Genomic DNA, 16,632 nt, shown 5'->3' on the forward strand with positions numbered 1-16,632 from the left:
CTTGTGCCCATTTCTAAATATGGTCCGTTGGTCAAGGGGTTAAGACACCGCCTTTTCACGGCGGTAACACGGGTTCGAATCCCGTACGGACTATTTTATTTATTTTTGTTTAGAAGGTTTAAAAAAAGAAGGCTTTTAAGCCTTCTTTTTTTAATCTAATTCGTGTGGCAATAGTAGAGTTTCCGTTCCTGATTGATCAATAAGGTAGACAATGTTTGGAAAATAGGGATCGTAAGGGTAGTTGTAGTCAAAAGCAATTGCATTTTGGCGTTTTTGGTCTTGGTATTGTATTGTTAATTTTCCTTGTTTTTCAGTTAATCGAAAGCTGATAATAGAGTCGAGTGAGAAGACTCCCCTGAGATAGTTATCTAGAATATCCCAAAAAGTATCAATAATTTCATGTGGAAGGCTTGTCGCAACGCCAAAACTGGCATATCTTTCTTTACTGATTTCAAATGCCATATAGTAACTCCTTTCTTTAGCGTAAAAGCACCCCTTGTGGAGTGCTCGCAACTTTAACGATTCTTAAGTTCAAGATAACGTTTGTACCAAATGTTAATATAGGCTTCTGAGAATGGTCCTTTTCCATTGTTAATCCAATCAACAAGTATTTTGACATTCTCTTTTAAAATAAAATCAATGTCAGGGGAGTAACCCATCTCTTCTTTGTGTATTTCGTATTCATCGACATCAAGTAGTCTTTTCTCACCGTCCGCAAAGACTTTGACGTCTAAATCATAATCGATATACTTGAGGGCTTCCTCGTCCATGACGTATGGACTAGCAAGATTGCAGTAGTATGAAACACCGTTATCTCTTATCATTGCAATGATATTAAACCAGTATTTTTTATGGAAATAAACAATGGCTGGTTCTCGCGTAACCCAACGTCTCCCATCACTTTCTGTTACTAGTGTGTGATCGTTAACTCCTATAACAGCATTGTCTGTTGTTTTTAGTACCATAGTGTCGCGCCATGTTCGGTGCAAACTACCATCATGCTTATAACTTTGAATTGTAATAAAGTCGCCTTCCTTAGGTAATTTCATGCCTTACCAACTTTCTACAATTAAACTTATCTGTTATAGTTTATCATAATTTTCTGAAAAAGGACACTTAGAAATGCAATTTATTTCACAAATAATCTCTAAGGGCATTCTTGATGTCATCATAGGAGAAGCCTTTTCGAGCAAGAGCTTGTGTCAATCGTTGCTTTAGTTCATAGCCTTCATATTTTTTACTAAATTTCCGATATTGTTTATCAAGTTCTTTATTTAATAGCTCGAATTCTTGTTCTTCATCTTTTTCGATATCAAGTGTTTCAAAGGCATCTTTTGCTTCGGAGTAAGAGAAACCTTTGTTCATCATATTTTGGATGATTTTATCTTTGAGTGTTTTTGTTGAGAGTTTATTTTGGTACTTTCGTAAAAGTTTTTGAGCTGTTTTTTCTGCAAGGTTTGAAAAGTCTAAATCTGCTAATTGTTGGTCAATAAGCTGAGCATCAACTCCTTTTTGAAGTAATTTTTGTTTTAAAACATAGCCGCCTTTGTCACCTGATGTTAAATTTTGTGATAAATAGGTTTCAACATACTGAGCATCATTTATCCAATTTTCTTTTTTGAGATCTTCAATAATTTCTGGAATATATTGGCTATTAATTTCGTGCTTTTCGAGGTATGTTTTTACTTCATTTGCGGTACGTTGTTTGAAGGAAATTTGGTAAAGGGCTAGATTTTTACCATACGAAAATTGAGCGTATTTTTGAATTTCTTTCAAGGTTTTCTCATCAATTTCCATATTTTTACTTAACATAAAGTGAACAATAGTGTCTTCTGTTACGTAAAGTTTATCTTTCTCGTCGATTTCTAAAAGATATAGCCTTTTTTTCTTTTCGATTTTAGTGATTTTCATACATTCATTATAACAAAAATGTTAAAATAGTAGTGATTAAAGTATAGGGAGGTGATGTGGTGAAAGGTAGTAAAATCATTGATTTAGAAGAGTATCGTCTTTTAAAGGGATTTGATGATGAGTTTAGTCACGAAGAAATTGCGAGTGATGATGATTTCTGGGAAGATGAAGAGGCTGAACTAGGCTTTGAAAGTTGGAATTTATATGAGGATTTAACTGAGCTTAGAAAACGTGTTGATTATTATCAAGTACTTTATGAAAAAGATGAAGTTTCAGATAGAGATTACTATTTTTCAAAAGTGAATCTTGGAATGTTATACAAGCAAAATGGTCTTTATCAAAGAGCTCTTGAGCAATTTGAAGAGGTTTATGCGCTTGATTCTTCTGATCTTTTTGCGTGTTCTCATGAGCTAATGGCTCTTTATATTTTGACGTCTCAATATGATAAGGCTCTAGATTTCTTCAAGGAAAAGTCTGATGAACACGATATTTTATTAGAGGTACCTCTATTGGTGGGGGCTATTTTAAGTGGGCATGATGAAATGGCTCATCATTTGTTAGAAATTTTGAATGCCAATGTGAAAGATTTTACTATTTTTTGCCAATCACCTGAGCTTTTAATGGATGATATTATGTCTGTTGGGGCATCCGGAATTCATCAAAAAGATAGTCTAGAAGCAGTATATGTTGCTCTTTATCGTATTTTACCTTTGTTGATGACTGCTGGAAATTATGTACAAGCTTACTTGAATGATTATTTTTCAGAGCATAACGTTGGGCAGTCAGAAGTTGAATCTTTGATCTTTTTAACACAATTCCAAATTGATATTTTGCTAGCACATGATATTTATTATTTGCAAGATTTTCAAGTTTGGACAGAAGCAGAAATATTAGCCCTACCTCAGTTTGGTAAGGCAACTTTAGAAAAATTGAAAGAAGCAGGAGTTATATTTAGTCACTAATGAATTTAAAAGTAAAACAAAAAATTCCTTTGAAAATCAAGCGTATGGGAATCAATGGTGAAGGAATCGGATTTTATAAGAAGACTTTGGTTTTTGTCCCAGGTGCTTTGAAGGGGGAAGATATTTTTTGTCAGATTACCTCAGTTAAGCGAAATTTTGCGCAGGCTAGGCTGCTTACAATCAATAAGAAATCAAAATTTCGTGTGGAACCAAAATGCCCGATTTATCAAAAATGTGGTGGTTGCCAAATCATGCATTTGCGTTATGACAAGCAATTGGAATTTAAAGACGATTTGATTGCACAGTCATTGAAAAAATTCAAACCTGCAGGTTATGAAGACTTCGAGATTCGTCATACACTGGGGATGGAAGTGCCTTATCATTATCGTGCTAAGTTACAATTCCAGACACGTTCTTTTAAAGGAAAAGTGAAGGCTGGGCTTTTTGAAGAGGGGAGTCATCGCCTTGTTGATATCAAGGATTGTTTGGTGCAGGATGAATTGACACAAGCGATTATTAATCGTGTGACAGAGCTTTTAGAAAAGCATCATATTCCAATTTATGATGAACGCAAGATTGCTGGTATTCGAACTGTAATGATTCGTAAGGCAAAGGCAAGCAACCAAGTTCAAATTATTTTTATCACTAGTCGTGATGTTTTCTTGGCACCTGTGATTAAGGCTTTAACAGCAGAATTTGAAGAGATTAAAGGAATCGCTGTGAACTATAATCGTTCAAAATCAAGCGATATTTATGGCGAAAAAACAGAGGTTATCTGGGGGAATGCAGATATTTCTGAAGAGGTATTGAACTATCAATTTAGCTTGTCGCCACGTGCCTTTTATCAATTGAACCCTGAACAAACGCAGGTTTTGTATAGTCAGGCTGTTGCAGCGCTTGATGTAACTGAAAATGACCATGTCATAGATGCTTATTGTGGTGTTGGGACAATTGGTTTTGCTTTTGCTGATAAGGTAAAAAGTGTTCGTGGTATGGATATTATTCCAGAGGCAATTGCTGATGCTAAGAAAAATGCGCAGCGTATGGGATTTGACAATACTCACTATGAGGCTGGGCGCGCAGAAGAGATTATTCCAAAATGGTATAAGGAAGGTTATCGTGCGGATGCCTTAATCGTCGATCCACCACGTACAGGTCTTGATGATAAGCTTTTAGATACTATTTTGAAGTATCAACCTGCTAAAATGGTTTATGTGTCATGTAATACGGCAACATTAGCTCGTGACTTAGTAAAATTAAGTAAAGTTTATGATGTCCATTATATTCAGTCGGTGGATATGTTTCCGCATACAGCAAGGACAGAAGCAGTTGTTAAGTTAGTCAAGAAATAAGAAAATGATGAAACGTAAGGGGCTCCTTGCGTTTTTTAATAATCGTGAATTTGACAAGTGGTGTTATGTTTATTTTGACACTGGGCTACTTTATCGTTATACTAAATTATTGATTATTTTTGGAGGACTTGTGAGAATGGCCATTACGATCCGTTTGTCAAGCTTAGATGATGCAAAAGCTCTGCTTGATATTTATCGTTATTATGTTGAAGAAACAGCTATTACTTTTGAATATGATGTGCCGACTTTAGAGGAATTTACAGCTCGTATGCGTACAATTATGGCTTTTTATCCTTATTTGGTAGCCGAAGAGGATGGTAAGATTCTTGGCTATGCTTATGCTTCAAAATTTCATCCTAGAGCTGCTTATGCTTGGTCGGCTGAAATGACAGTTTATTTGGATAAAGCTGCGCGTGGTAAGGGTGTAGGGCGTCAGATTTATGGGGTCCTAGAAGATTATTTGGCGCAGATGGGAATATTAAATGTGAATGCCTGTATTGCCTCGACAGATACAGAAGATGCTTACTTGACAAATGGAAGCGAGAAGTTTCACCATGCCCTTGGTTATCAGCTAGTTGGAAAATTTCATCATTCTGGTTATAAATTTAACCGTTGGTATGATATGATTTGGATGGAAAAAATGCTAGGAGAACATGAAAAAGATGTTCAGCCTGTTAAATCAATTCATGAGATTATTAAAAAGGGAGTGAGATAGAAATCGGTAATTTCGAAGAAATTCGATTTCTCAGCAAGTCTTAATTTCTTGTTGCTGACCTAAAACAGTTCACTGAATTGTTTTACTCTCACCCCCACATGGCTCGAAAGATTTGGGAAATCTTTCGAGGTGGGAAATCGAGTTAAGTGAAGTTTGATGTCAAAAAGGCTTGTAAAAGTTGATTTTTCAACGCATTAGAACTCACTCAACTAGTGCGTATTACTTATTACAATCGTATAAGCATTAAGGCTGAGACAAAAATGTCTCAGCCTTTTTTGAGTTTTTTAATTTTATAGTGATGTTAAGCTAGGTTTTCTTGAGCTAGACTTTCTTGGCCTTGGCTTTTCTTCCAGATAATAATTCCCACGAAACCTTGTGCCACCATACCTAGGTAACTGAAGGCAACAATTGGGTTTCCGATAGAGAGGTAAAGGATGAAACTGAGCAAATCAACAACTAGCCAAATGTAGTAGCCATCGATGTGACCTTTGACTTGGCGTTGTTGGGCAGTAAAGGAAAGACCATTTGTGATGGCATCAAGGACAATTTTTTGTCCTCCCATCCAGTAAGAAATAAATCCTAAACCAAATGTCCAGAAGAAAACAGCGATAAGAACGTCTTTTAGACTGAATTTTTTATCAACAACTAATTCACCGTCATCATTGCGGCGCTTTTTCCAGTTATAATGTCCGATAAATTCTGTTGCAAGGTAATAGCAACTTTTGAACATTTCACCGTAAACACCTTGAATGCCAGCCACTAAAATCCCAGCAACATTTTGAACGCCATTTGCTTTAAAGGTGTGCTGCCATTGAATCGCTAGTGTCCATGTCCCAATAAAACCAAAGATAGACATGATAATTGAGAGGACATGTAAGATGTTAAGGTCTCCTGAAAAGAGTGTCGGAATCATCCCGTATAGGGTAAATCCGAGAGAGACTAAGAAGGCAAAGATTACGAAAATCTTTTCTTTTAAGTCAAAACGATTCCAAGCGTTGTTAAATGATTCTTTAAGTGAAAGTTCTTTTTTCAAAAAATGTTAATCTCCAATTCCAATTGATTTCATTTCTTGACGGATCATTTGGTACACTTTATTCCAGTCCTCAGGTTTTGTAACATCGAGGTTGTCGGTGTTAATTTTCATTTTTGGACTGTATTGGTAATCTTCATACCATTTTGTGTAGTGCTTGTGAAGGAGTTTGTAGTAATCTGTTAGACCATTTTCGTCATCTGGTTGTTCAAAATCACGTCCACGTTTTTTGATGTTGTTCATGATGTGGTCAAAACTACCTTCGAGGTAGATTAGCAAATCAGGAGCTTTTTTAGGAAGTCCGTCAATTTCCTCCATCATGTTGTCTAGCAATTCCAAATAGATATTGTATTCTTGATCACTGATGCTTCCTTGAAGGGTATTGATATAAGTGAATAAAGCATCTTCGTAGATTGAACGGTCTAAGACATTATTGTCTGCTTCGTAAGCTTCTTTGATTGATTTGAAGCGCTTGTTCAAGAAGTAAATTTGTAAAGCAAACCCATATTTTTCTGGGTCTTCATAATATTTATCTAAAATTGGGTTATTATCAACAGGTTCAAAGAAAGCTGTTGTGCCAAGTTCTTTGGCCAAGAGAGAAGTGTAGGTAGTTTTTCCGACTCCTATCATTCCTGCTAGAATAATCACGATGGTAATGCACCTCCAGTATGCTTTTTTATTTTGTGAATATGTGTAAAATGTTAATGTATGTGTGATAGCTTAGCTATCTGTCTTATGAAAAGGTTAGTAAATGTATGTTTGGGTGAGTATTATGGTGTGGAAATAGGTGAAACATGTCCTCCTTTCCCAATATAATATCTATGTTTGACAAATTAAGGCCTTGCCTTGTCGAGACAAAAGTTTTAGACACAATATCTTGTGCCCGGATAAAATAGTAGCACTATATTTTGTGTTTGACAAGAGCTTAAAACTGATTTTTTTTGATTAAAAAGTCAAATATAGCTAAAAATCAAGCATTAACAGCAATAAAAAAATTTCAAAAAAACTTAGCTAATAAGGCTGAGTTTCTTAGACTATTATTGAAATACTTGAGTTGCAAAGCTTAAGGCAAGGTTTGCAATGCGGTCTTTGGTTTCCAAATCAGCGTCGTTAGCTAGTGTTCTAGCGTCCCATGTTTCGGCATCTAAATTATCAGCTGAGTAAAAGAATTGGAAATGGTTTATTTTTCTAAAGTCAGCAAGTGCAGCAATGGCAGAGCATTCCATATCAACAGCAATAGCGCCTTGTGCTTTCCTGGCTAACATTTTCCCATGTGTTTCGCGGTAAATACCGTCAGTTGACCAGACTTTTCCTTCGGTATAAGAGATATTTAGCTGCTCAAGAAAGCTTTTGAAATGTTTGCGATAAGTATGATTAAGGGCGATTTCATCAGCTGCAGGAGCATAGTGATAACTAGTTCCTTCGTCGCGAATAGCTGTTGTGGGGATAATGATTGACGTTTCCTTGATATTGCTATCAAGTACTCCACAAGTCCCAAAGACAAGCAAATTTTCAGCTCCCATGGCGATAATGTCTTCTAAGATAGCCACGCAGCCACTGGCTCCAACATAAGAATTGAAAAAGGCAACTTCTTGACCGTGAAAGTCTAGTGCATAAACCGGAATTTCGAGATTAGCCACAGTTGTTTTGGTAAGTTTACGGTGCGAAAATTCAGCTAAAATTCTCGCAAAAGTGCCTCTTGCAAAGCAAGTTACAGCGGTTTTTGGAAAATCTGGCAGTGCTTGTACGATATCTTTTGGATTGATAATAGCTTCTTGTTTTGCATCAAATTGCGATAAAATCATTTTAAAACTCCCTTCCAAGAATATCTTGTCAAAATATTTTTAATATTCTATCTTATATGGTAGAAAAAGACAAGATTGTATGAGTAAAAAGTTGTTAAATTTTCAGCTATTTCAATGATTTGACCTATCTTTTCAGAAAAATATCTTGAAAAAGAAGCTGTTTCATGGAAATCATGTTACAAATCCTTTACAAGGCTCTCATTTTCTCAAGGTTTGTGTTATAATATGACCTAGGAAATCAGACGAGAGGTATTTATGACTTACGAACAAGAATTTTTAAAAGAATTTGAAGCTTGGGTTGATTCACAAATTACAGTTAATGAAATGGCAATGGAAGCCAGCCGTAAAATTGTGGAAGAAGATAAGGATGAACGTGCTGCTGATGCTTACATCCGTTACGAAAGTAAGTTAGATGCTTACCGTTATATCCAAGGCAAATTTGCTAATTATAAAGCCGGTAAAGGTTTCCACGAATTACCAGATAATCTTTTAGGGGAGAGAAATTATTAAAAATGGCAAAGAAAAAGAATCGTAAAAAAGAGTATTTATTGAAATTAAAACGTGCAGGTATCATCAAAACAGCTGCTACATCAACTGCTAAAGCTGCTGCTAACGTTGTTTCAAAAGCGACTCTTAGTTTGGAAGAATTTTCAGCGATTTCTGCCGTAGAAGGCATTCGACCAAAACTTGTTGAAACACTTTACAATGAAGGAATCAAATCAGTTTCTGATTTTGCTAACTTCACTGAAAAAGAAGTTTTGGCCTTTAAAGGAATTGGTCCAGCAACAGTTAACAAACTTAAAGAAAATGGCGTAGCTTTCAAAGCTTAATCCATTTGCGTTAGCTGACCAAATCTGTTAAAATAATAACATTCAGAGGTGTCTTGAAGACCATTTGTTACAGGGAGCGGTGCTATTGAGAAATCCGCACAAATGTCGAGGCTGGTTGCTGAAGGTTGTAACTGAATAACAAAGTTGCGAGTGCTAGTCACTCGAATGTGGGTGGTACCGCGGATTTATAAAAGTTCGTCCCTGTCGAAAGACAGGGGCGATTTTTTATGCCAAGATGGAGGAATTGCCGTGATTAAGATTTTAGGTCAGATTAAAGACAATAAACTTCCGGATGTAGAGACAGAACGTCTTTACTTGCGTCAGCGTTTGGTGTCAGATGCTAAGGATATTTTTGATTATGCGAGCTTGCCAGAAGTGACTTGGCCAGCCGGTTTTCCACCTGTCAAAAGTGTGGCAGAAGAGGAAAATTACCTAGAGAATATTATGCCAAAGCGTTGGATTGATCAGAATATTCCAGCTGGATACGGTATTTGTCCCAAAGGCTCTAATAGAGTTATCGGCTCGGTTGATTTCAATCATCGTCATGCTGATGATGTTTTTGAAATGGGCTATTTGCTTCATCCAGATTATTGGGGACAAGGCATTATGCCAGAAGCTGCGCGTGCGCTTTTAGAAGTTGGTTTTAATCTGGTAGGTCTCCATAAAATCGAAATTGAATGTTATAGTTACAACAAAGCTAGCCAGCGCGTAGCTGAAAAACTTGGTTTCACTCTTGAATCAAGAATCCGTGATCGTAAAGATGCACAAGGAAAACGTTGTGATTTATTACGTTACGGATTGCTAAAAAGTGAGTGGGAGAAGTTGTAAGCAGCACCTGATAAATTGAATTGATTAACTTACTGAAAAAATTGTAGAAAGGACATATTATGTCAAAAGAACTTTCACCAAAATATAACCCAGCTGAGGTTGAGGCTGGTCGTTATCAAAAATGGTTGGATGAAGATGTTTTCAAGCCTTCTGGCGATAAGAAAGCTCATCCGTATTCTATCGTTATTCCACCACCAAACGTAACTGGTAAACTTCACCTTGGTCACGCTTGGGATACAACTTTGCAAGATATTATTATCCGTCAAAAACGTATGCAAGGTTTTGATACTTTGTGGTTGCCAGGTATGGACCACGCTGGTATCGCAACACAAGCAAAAGTTGAAGCACGTCTTGCGGAAGATGGCATCTCACGTTACGACCTTGGTCGTGAAAAATTCCTTGATAAAGTTTGGGAATGGAAAGATGAATACGCATCAACAATCAAACAACAATGGGGTAAAATGGGTATCTCTGTAGATTACTCACGTGAACGTTTCACTCTTGATGAAGGTTTGTCAAAAGCGGTTCGTAAAGTTTTTGTTCAACTTTACAAAAAAGGTTGGATTTATCGTGGTGAATTTATCATCAACTGGGATCCAAAAGCTCGTACAGCCCTTTCTGATATCGAAGTTATCCACAAAGACGTCGAAGGTGCTTTCTACCACATGAACTACATGTTGGAAGATGGTTCACGTAGCCTTGAAGTAGCAACAACTCGTCCTGAAACAATGTTTGGTGATGTTGCCGTTGCAGTTAACCCAAATGATGACCGTTACAAAGATTTGATTGGTAAAAATGTTATCCTTCCAATCGTTAACAAAGCTATTCCAATCATTGGTGACGAACACGCTGACCCAGAATTCGGTACTGGTGTGGTTAAAATTACTCCAGCACACGACCCTAATGACTTCCTAGTTGGTCAACGCCATAACTTGCCACAAATCAACGTCATGAACGACGACGGTACAATGAACGAACTTGCTGGTGAGTTTGCTGGTATGGATCGTTTTGAAGCACGTAAAGCTGTCGTTAAAAAATTGGAAGAAATCGGTGCGCTTGTTGAAATCGAAAAAATGGTTCACAGCGTTGGTCACTCAGAACGTACTGGTGTGCCAGTTGAACCACGTTTGTCAACACAATGGTTCGTTAAAATGGATCAATTGGCTAAAAATGCCATTGCTAACCAAGACACTGACGACGAAGTAAAATTCTACCCACCACGTTTCAACGATACTTTCCTACAATGGATGGAAAATGTTCACGACTGGGTTATCTCTCGTCAATTATGGTGGGGTCACCAAATTCCTGCATGGTACAATGCTGAAGGTGAAATGTATGTCGGTGAAGAAGCTCCAGAAGGTGACGGATGGACTCAAGACGAAGACGTGCTTGATACTTGGTTCAGTTCAGCTCTATGGCCATTCTCAACAATGGGTTGGCCTGACACAGAAGCAGAAGACTTCAAACGTTACTTCCCAACATCTACATTGGTAACTGGTTATGATATCATCTTCTTCTGGGTATCACGTATGATTTTCCAATCATTGGAATTCACAGGACGCCGTCCATTTGAAAACGTGCTTATCCACGGTCTTATCCGTGACGAACAAGGACGTAAAATGTCTAAATCACTTGGTAACGGTATTGACCCAATGGACGTTATCGAAAAATACGGTGCTGACGCCCTTCGTTGGTTCTTGTCAAATGGTTCTGCACCAGGTCAAGATGTTCGTTTCTCTTACGAAAAAATGGATGCTGCTTGGAACTTCATTAACAAAATCTGGAACATCTCTCGTTACATTTTGATGAACAATGAAGATCTTACACTTGAACAAGCTAGCGCTAATGTTGAAAAAGTTGCCGCTGGAACAGCTGGTAACGTTACTGACCGTTGGATTCTTCACAACTTGAACGAAACAATCGCTAAAGTCACTGAAAACTTTGATAAATTTGAATTCGGTGTGGCTGGTCACATTCTTTACAACTTCATCTGGGATGAATTTGCTGACTGGTACGTTGAGTTGACTAAAGAAGTTCTTTACAGCGACAATGAAGATGAAAAAGTTATCACTCGCTCAGTTCTTCTTTACACACTTGATAAAATCCTTCGCTTGCTTCACCCAATCATGCCATTCGTAACTGAAGAAATCTTTGAACAAATTTCTGAAGGTTCAATCGTAACAGCTGAATATCCAACTGTTAACCCAGCATTTGAAAATGAAGCAGCGCACAAAGGTGTTGAAAGTCTTAAAGACCTTATCCGTGCTGTACGTAACGCACGTAGCGAAGTGAACGTTGCTCCAAGCAAACCAATTACACTTCTTGTGAAAACAAGCGATAAAGAATTGGAAGACTTCTTTAACAGCAATGTGAACTACATCAAACGTTTCACAAATCCTGAAAAACTAGAAATTTCTTCTGATATTGAAGCTCCAGAATTGGCAATGTCTAGCGTTATCACTGGCGCAGAAATCTTCTTGCCACTTGCTGATCTTCTTAATGTTGAAGAAGAATTGGCACGTCTTGACAAAGAACTTGCTAAATGGCAAAAAGAATTGGACATGGTTGCTCGCAAGCTTGGTAACGAAAAATTCGTCGCTAACGCTAAACCAGAAGTTGTCCAAAAAGAACGTGACAAACAAGTTGACTACCAAGCCAAATACGACGCAACAGTCGCTCGTATCGAAGACATGAAAAAATTGGTGAAATAAGTTTAAGGTTTCTACAAGGATTCGTTAAGATTGCCTTAAGTAAGGAAATCTATACTATAAACAATCCTAGTTAACTTTCTTTTTCACAGATAACTACAAATAACTTAAATCCAATAGTTATCCCAAAAACACCCCCACTTCAAGAAATTGAGGTGGGGGTTTTGGTATGTTAGCCATTAAAAGTAAAATAAGTCTTCAAATTTTTTATCCAGAGCGATGCACAAAAGTAAAGCTAATTTAGCTGTTGGATTAAATTGTCCTGTTTCAATTGAGCTTATGGTATTTCTAGAAACCCCAACTAGTTTTGCAAGAGCTGCTTGTGATAAATGTTGTTCTAATCGAGCCTGTTTAAGATTGTTTTTTAATTCAAGTTTATTAGTCATTTGTTAATATCCTATAAAGAAATAAATTGTAGAAATCAGTGCAATAATAAACATAACAATCGCAAAAAATAAATCTTGTTTATCCTTTAGTTTAGCATAACGATAAGCTAATGTTGTACCGACGGAAGCAGAAACTGTAGCTGTTAAATCAGCTATAGGAAATCCATGAAGAGATTTAAAGAAGCTAAACAGGCCAGCCACAATAACCATAACCAGATATGACCACGTCATTGATTTATCTTTGATATGTAACTCCATTTCATCTCTTTTTTCGCTTTGAGCCATTTTTAAAATATCTTCCTTATTCATAAGTGAGTCCTCCTGCCAAGTTTTGTTGTCATAATAATTATAAAATCGCCAAGAAAACTTGTCAAATGATAACTAGTTTGTGAATTGACTATTGCTTATTTTAAAAGTGAATTTTTCTTTTGTAGTATAATAAAGAAAAGTGATAAAGGGAGAAATTATGACTCAGGTTACGAAGCGGGCTTTGGAAGAGTCTTTAAAGCATTTGTTATTGGAAAAACCACTTACCAAGATTACTATTAAGGATATTGCAGAGGATTGTGGGATTAATCGCATGACTTTTTATTATCATTTCAAGGATATTTATGACTTGGTGGAATGGTCATGTGTTGAGGATGCTCAAAAAGCTTTGGGAAACAATAGGCACTATGATAGTTGGGAAACTGGTCTACTTGATATTTTTAAAGCCGTTAGGGAGAATAAACCTTTTATCATGAATGTTTATCATTCTGTTAGTCGGGAACAAATTGAGCGTTACCTTTATCAGTTAACTTATCAATTAATGATTGATGTCGTTGAAGAAAAAGCAATTGGGTTAATGGTGAATGATAAGCAAAAAGAATTTATTGCTGATTTTTACAAATACGCCCTGGTAGGTTTGATGCTGGATTGGATAAAAAATGATATGAAAGAAAATCCAGAAGACATTGTGGCTCGATTGAGTATCCTTGTACATGGCAACATTGTATCGGCTCTGGAACATTATCATCAAAAAAATAATTAATCAAAAGACTAAAAATGATAAAAAATTTATCATTTGGTCTTTTTTGTTTATTGTGATGACCTCTTTTTGTTATCTATAATGAAGATAACAAAAACGATGGAGGTTCTCGATATGTATTATTCAAGTGGTAACTATGAAGCATTTGCACATCCTTTAAAACCTGTTGGAGTAGACCATAAGTCCGCTTATATCATTGGTTCAGGTTTGGCGTCATTATCTGCGGCTTGTTTTTTGGTCAGAGATGCTCAAATGCCAGGTAAAAATATCCATATTCTTGAAAAAGAGCCTATTTCTGGTGGGGCGTGTGATGGTTATCAATACAGTGACATTGGTTATGTTATGCGTGGTGGTCGTGAGATGGATAATCATTTTGAATGTATGTGGGAGCTTTTCCGCTCTATTCCATCTATTGAGACAGAAGGGGTAAGTGTTCTAGATGAGTTTTATTGGTTGAATAAAGCTGATCCAAACTACTCTCTTTGTCGAGCTACGGAAAAACAAGGGCAAGATGCTCACACAGATAAGAAATTTGCTTTATCTGATAAAGCAGCTTTGGAAATTATGAAACTGTTCTTTACACCAGATGAAGAACTATATAATAAGAGAATTAATGAAATTTTTGATGATGAAGTTTTTAATTCGAATTTCTGGCTATATTGGCGAACAATGTTTGCTTTTGAAAATTGGCATTCTGCTCTAGAAATGAAACGTTATTTAAAACGATACATTAACCATATTAGTGGCTTGCCTGATTTTACTGCTTTGCGATTTACACGATATAACCAATATGAATCAATGATTTTGCCAATGGTTAAATACCTAGAGTCATTTGGAGTTGTTTTCCACTATAATACAAAAGTGGTCAATGTTGTATTTGATTGTCAAAAAGAGAAAAAAGTAGCTAAAAAGATTGAACTGCTTGTAGATGGTAATATGGCTAGTATTGATTTGACTGAAAATGACTTTGTCTTCATCACAAATGGTGGTTGTGTGGAAAATTCTAGCTATGGTAGTCAGGATAAAGCCGCAATCTTTGATAAGGACATCAGAGAAGGTAGCGGTTGGGATATGTGGCGTAAAATTGCTGCACAGGATAAAGCTTTTGGTCATCCTGATAAGTTTTGTTCGTCACCAGAAGAGTCAAATTGGATGAGTGCTACTGTGACTACTTTAGATAGTGAGATTCCATCTTATATTCAAAAGATTTGTAAACGTGATCCATTTTCGGGTAAAGTAGTTACTGGTGGTATTGTCACAGTAAAAGATTCTAATTGGCTTTTAAGTTGGACTGTTAATCGCCAACCGCAATTTAGAAATCAAGCTAAGAATGAATTAGTTGTTTGGGTTTATGCGCTATTTACTGATAAGGAAGGTAATTTCATTAAAAAGCCAATGCGTGATTGTACAGGTAAGGAAATCTGTGAAGAGTGGCTTTATCATTTGGGTGTTCCTGTTGATAAGATTGAAACCTTGGCAAGCAAAAGCGCTAGGACTGTTCCTTGTATGATGCCTTATATTACAGCTTTCTTTATGCCACGTGAAAAAGGAGACCGCCCAGATGTTGTTCCAGATGGTGCTGTTAATTTTGCCTTTCTAGGTCAATTTGCAGAAACTGAACGTGATACCATTTTTACAACTGAATATTCAATTCGAACTGGTATGGAAGCTGTCTACACCTTACTCGGTGTGGATAGGGGCGTCCCAGAAGTATGGGGAAGTACTTATGATATTCGTGATTTGCTACATGCAACAGTAGCTCTTCGAGATGGTAAACCAATTACTGAGATGGATTTGAATTTTGTTGAAAAATTTATCTTGAAACAATTTTTACGAAAAGTTGAAGGAACTGATATTGAAAAACTTTTGCAAGAATATCACCTCATTCAATGATAAAAAGAAAGGGCTGGAAAATGTTATTCCAGTCTTTTTTTGTTATACTTATGCTAAATGAAAGGAGTCCCTATGCCATCTGAATCGGATATTTTTAGAAAAAAGCGCGTGGTATTTGAGCGCTTAGTGCCGTTTGGATTTGTGAAATCTGAGACTGGTTATGATTATCGTGAGAAGATTTTTAATGGTGATTTTGAGGTTTGGCTTCACATTTCAGCAGATGGGCAGGTCGGTGGCAAAGTGATGGATACAGACCTAGGAGAAGAGTATTTAGCACTTCATGTTGCTAGTGCGAGTGGGAATTTTATTGGACAGGTCAGAGAAGCTTATCAAGACGTTCTTGAAAGAGTGGCTGAAGCTTGCTTTGAAGCTCTGCCATTTGCTAGTGACCAAATGAATCGTCTTGCAAATCATCTAAAGGCAACTTATGGCGATGATTTTGACCATCCTTTTGAAAAATATCCTGAGTTCTCTTCTTTTCGCTATCCTGAAAATCAGAAGTGGTATGGTCTTGTGATGACGCTTGCGCGTGGCAAATTAGACCTTGGTGAGGAGCAGTGGTCGCAGGTAGAACTGGAGCAGAAAATTGAGGTTATTAACATCAAGGTTAATCCAGAGAAAATGTCTGACTTGCTTACGACAGCAGGTATTTATCCTTCTTATCATATGAATAAGAAGTCTTGGGTGACTGTGGTTCTGGATGAGACTGTTTCAGATGATTTACTTTTTTCTTTGGTGGATAATAGCAGAGCTTTGGTGGCTGGGAAGTCTTTAGGGAGTGGTAGTGGTTCAGATTATTGGATTATCCCAGCTAACCCCAAGTACTATGATATTGATGCGGAATTTGCAGCAAGTAAAACCATTTTATGGACGCAAAAAGCAAGTATTAAAAAAGGTGATTATGTCGCGATTTACATGACTGCACCGATTAAGGCGGTTCGTTATTTCTGTCGAGTCCTTGAAACTGATATCCCAAATAACGCTTATCGAGATGATACTTCTATTAAGAAACTAATGAAAATTGAATTGGTTCAGTCGTTTTCTGATGATGAAGTAACTTTTGAACATCTAAAATCCTGTGGTGTTAAAGCTGTACGCGGCCCACGACGAATGACCAAAGAATTGATTGCTTACATTAAACCATTACTAAGATAAATCAAACACCGTACGATGTGCGGTGCTTTT

General features: G+C 36.9%; 18 protein-coding genes and 1 tRNA gene. 11 read left to right on the forward strand and 8 right to left on the reverse strand.

Annotated features, from left to right (window positions below):
- Window positions 1-21: 21 nt before the first annotated feature.
- Window positions 22-93, forward strand: a tRNA-Glu gene (locus BLP98_RS02780).
- A gap of 57 nt (window positions 94-150) precedes the next feature.
- Here the strand turns inward: BLP98_RS02780 and BLP98_RS02785 are convergent.
- From BLP98_RS02785 to recX, 3 genes are all read right to left on the reverse strand, one after another.
- Window positions 151-462: a DUF960 domain-containing protein gene (locus BLP98_RS02785; protein WP_074481811.1), complete on the reverse strand. Its 312-nt coding sequence runs from the start codon at window positions 460-462 to the stop codon at window positions 151-153.
- 53 nt (window positions 463-515) lie between these two features.
- Window positions 516-1,049: a nucleoside tri-diphosphate phosphatase gene (locus BLP98_RS02790; protein WP_074481812.1), complete on the reverse strand. Its 534-nt coding sequence runs from the start codon at window positions 1,047-1,049 to the stop codon at window positions 516-518.
- A gap of 85 nt (window positions 1,050-1,134) precedes the next feature.
- Window positions 1,135-1,911, reverse strand: a complete 777-nt coding sequence (gene recX, locus BLP98_RS02795) for a recombination regulator RecX (protein ID WP_074481813.1) — start codon at window positions 1,909-1,911, stop codon at window positions 1,135-1,137.
- 59 nt (window positions 1,912-1,970) lie between these two features.
- Here recX and BLP98_RS02800 point away from each other — a divergent pair, with 59 nt between their 5' ends.
- The 3 genes from BLP98_RS02800 to BLP98_RS02810 all read left to right on the forward strand — a co-directional run bounded on the left by BLP98_RS02800 (window position 1,971) and on the right by BLP98_RS02810 (window position 4,940).
- Window positions 1,971-2,873 (forward strand): tetratricopeptide repeat protein, encoded by a 903-nt coding sequence (locus BLP98_RS02800; protein ID WP_234792778.1) that lies wholly within the window; start codon window positions 1,971-1,973, stop codon window positions 2,871-2,873.
- The gene (gene rlmD / locus BLP98_RS02805) at window positions 2,873-4,225 is read left to right on the forward strand and encodes a 23S rRNA (uracil(1939)-C(5))-methyltransferase RlmD (RefSeq protein ID WP_074481815.1); all 1,353 of its coding nucleotides are present in this window, start codon (window positions 2,873-2,875) and stop codon (window positions 4,223-4,225) included. Before BLP98_RS02800 ends, rlmD begins: the two co-directional genes overlap by 1 nt.
- 136 nt (window positions 4,226-4,361) lie before the next feature.
- Entirely contained in the window at window positions 4,362-4,940 is a 579-nt protein-coding gene (locus BLP98_RS02810; RefSeq protein ID WP_074482226.1) for a GNAT family N-acetyltransferase, read from the forward strand.
- Between the two features lie 301 nt (window positions 4,941-5,241).
- Here the strand turns inward: BLP98_RS02810 and pnuC are convergent, their stop codons facing one another.
- The 3 genes from pnuC to BLP98_RS02825 form a co-directional block, all read right to left on the reverse strand.
- Window positions 5,242-5,973: a nicotinamide riboside transporter PnuC gene (gene pnuC, locus BLP98_RS02815; RefSeq protein ID WP_074481816.1), complete on the reverse strand. Its 732-nt coding sequence runs from the start codon at window positions 5,971-5,973 to the stop codon at window positions 5,242-5,244.
- Window positions 5,974-5,979: 6 nt separating this feature from the next.
- Window positions 5,980-6,618 (reverse strand): deoxynucleoside kinase, encoded by a 639-nt coding sequence (locus BLP98_RS02820; RefSeq protein ID WP_074481817.1) that lies wholly within the window; start codon window positions 6,616-6,618, stop codon window positions 5,980-5,982.
- A gap of 389 nt (window positions 6,619-7,007) precedes the next feature.
- Window positions 7,008-7,775: a nucleoside phosphorylase gene (locus tag BLP98_RS02825; protein WP_074481818.1), complete on the reverse strand. Its 768-nt coding sequence runs from the start codon at window positions 7,773-7,775 to the stop codon at window positions 7,008-7,010.
- Between the two features lie 255 nt (window positions 7,776-8,030).
- On the opposite strand from BLP98_RS02825, the gene BLP98_RS02830 reads away from it, so the two are divergent.
- From BLP98_RS02830 to BLP98_RS02845, 4 genes are all read left to right on the forward strand, one after another.
- Window positions 8,031-8,285 (forward strand): DUF1912 family protein, encoded by a 255-nt coding sequence (locus BLP98_RS02830; protein ID WP_004230643.1) that lies wholly within the window; start codon window positions 8,031-8,033, stop codon window positions 8,283-8,285.
- A gap of 2 nt (window positions 8,286-8,287) precedes the next feature.
- Window positions 8,288-8,605: a helix-hairpin-helix domain-containing protein gene (locus BLP98_RS02835; RefSeq protein WP_074481819.1), complete on the forward strand. Its 318-nt coding sequence runs from the start codon at window positions 8,288-8,290 to the stop codon at window positions 8,603-8,605.
- Between the two features lie 249 nt (window positions 8,606-8,854).
- Window positions 8,855-9,433: a GNAT family N-acetyltransferase gene (locus tag BLP98_RS02840; RefSeq protein ID WP_074481820.1), complete on the forward strand. Its 579-nt coding sequence runs from the start codon at window positions 8,855-8,857 to the stop codon at window positions 9,431-9,433.
- Between the two features lie 59 nt (window positions 9,434-9,492).
- Window positions 9,493-12,144 carry a valine--tRNA ligase gene (locus BLP98_RS02845; protein ID WP_074481821.1) on the forward strand — a complete coding sequence of 884 codons (2,652 nt, stop codon included), beginning with the start codon at window positions 9,493-9,495 and terminating at the stop codon, window positions 12,142-12,144.
- A 176-nt stretch (window positions 12,145-12,320) separates the two neighbouring features.
- On the opposite strand, the gene BLP98_RS02850 is transcribed toward BLP98_RS02845, so the two are convergent.
- Both BLP98_RS02850 and BLP98_RS02855 read right to left on the reverse strand, forming a co-directional pair.
- Window positions 12,321-12,527, reverse strand: a complete 207-nt coding sequence (locus tag BLP98_RS02850) for a helix-turn-helix transcriptional regulator (protein ID WP_074481822.1) — start codon at window positions 12,525-12,527, stop codon at window positions 12,321-12,323.
- 3 nt (window positions 12,528-12,530) lie between these two features.
- Window positions 12,531-12,836 carry a DUF6442 family protein gene (locus tag BLP98_RS02855; protein WP_074481823.1) on the reverse strand — a complete coding sequence of 102 codons (306 nt, stop codon included), beginning with the start codon at window positions 12,834-12,836 and terminating at the stop codon, window positions 12,531-12,533.
- A 157-nt stretch (window positions 12,837-12,993) separates the two neighbouring features.
- Here BLP98_RS02855 and BLP98_RS02860 point away from each other — a divergent pair, with 157 nt between their 5' ends.
- The 3 genes from BLP98_RS02860 (at window position 12,994) to BLP98_RS02870 (ending at window position 16,602) form a co-directional block, all read left to right on the forward strand.
- Window positions 12,994-13,557, forward strand: coding sequence for a TetR/AcrR family transcriptional regulator (locus tag BLP98_RS02860; protein ID WP_074481824.1), 564 nt, complete (start codon window positions 12,994-12,996; stop codon window positions 13,555-13,557).
- A gap of 111 nt (window positions 13,558-13,668) precedes the next feature.
- Window positions 13,669-15,447, forward strand: a complete 1,779-nt coding sequence (locus tag BLP98_RS02865; RefSeq protein ID WP_074481825.1) for an oleate hydratase — start codon at window positions 13,669-13,671, stop codon at window positions 15,445-15,447.
- A 72-nt stretch (window positions 15,448-15,519) separates the two neighbouring features.
- The gene (locus tag BLP98_RS02870; protein ID WP_074481826.1) at window positions 15,520-16,602 is read left to right on the forward strand and encodes an MmcQ/YjbR family DNA-binding protein; all 1,083 of its coding nucleotides are present in this window, start codon (window positions 15,520-15,522) and stop codon (window positions 16,600-16,602) included.
- The last annotated feature ends 30 nt before the right edge of the window (window positions 16,603-16,632 follow it).

Origin of the sequence: Streptococcus equinus (genome assembly GCF_900104225.1) — a bacterium.
GTDB lineage: Bacteria > Bacillota > Bacilli > Lactobacillales > Streptococcaceae > Streptococcus > Streptococcus equinus_D.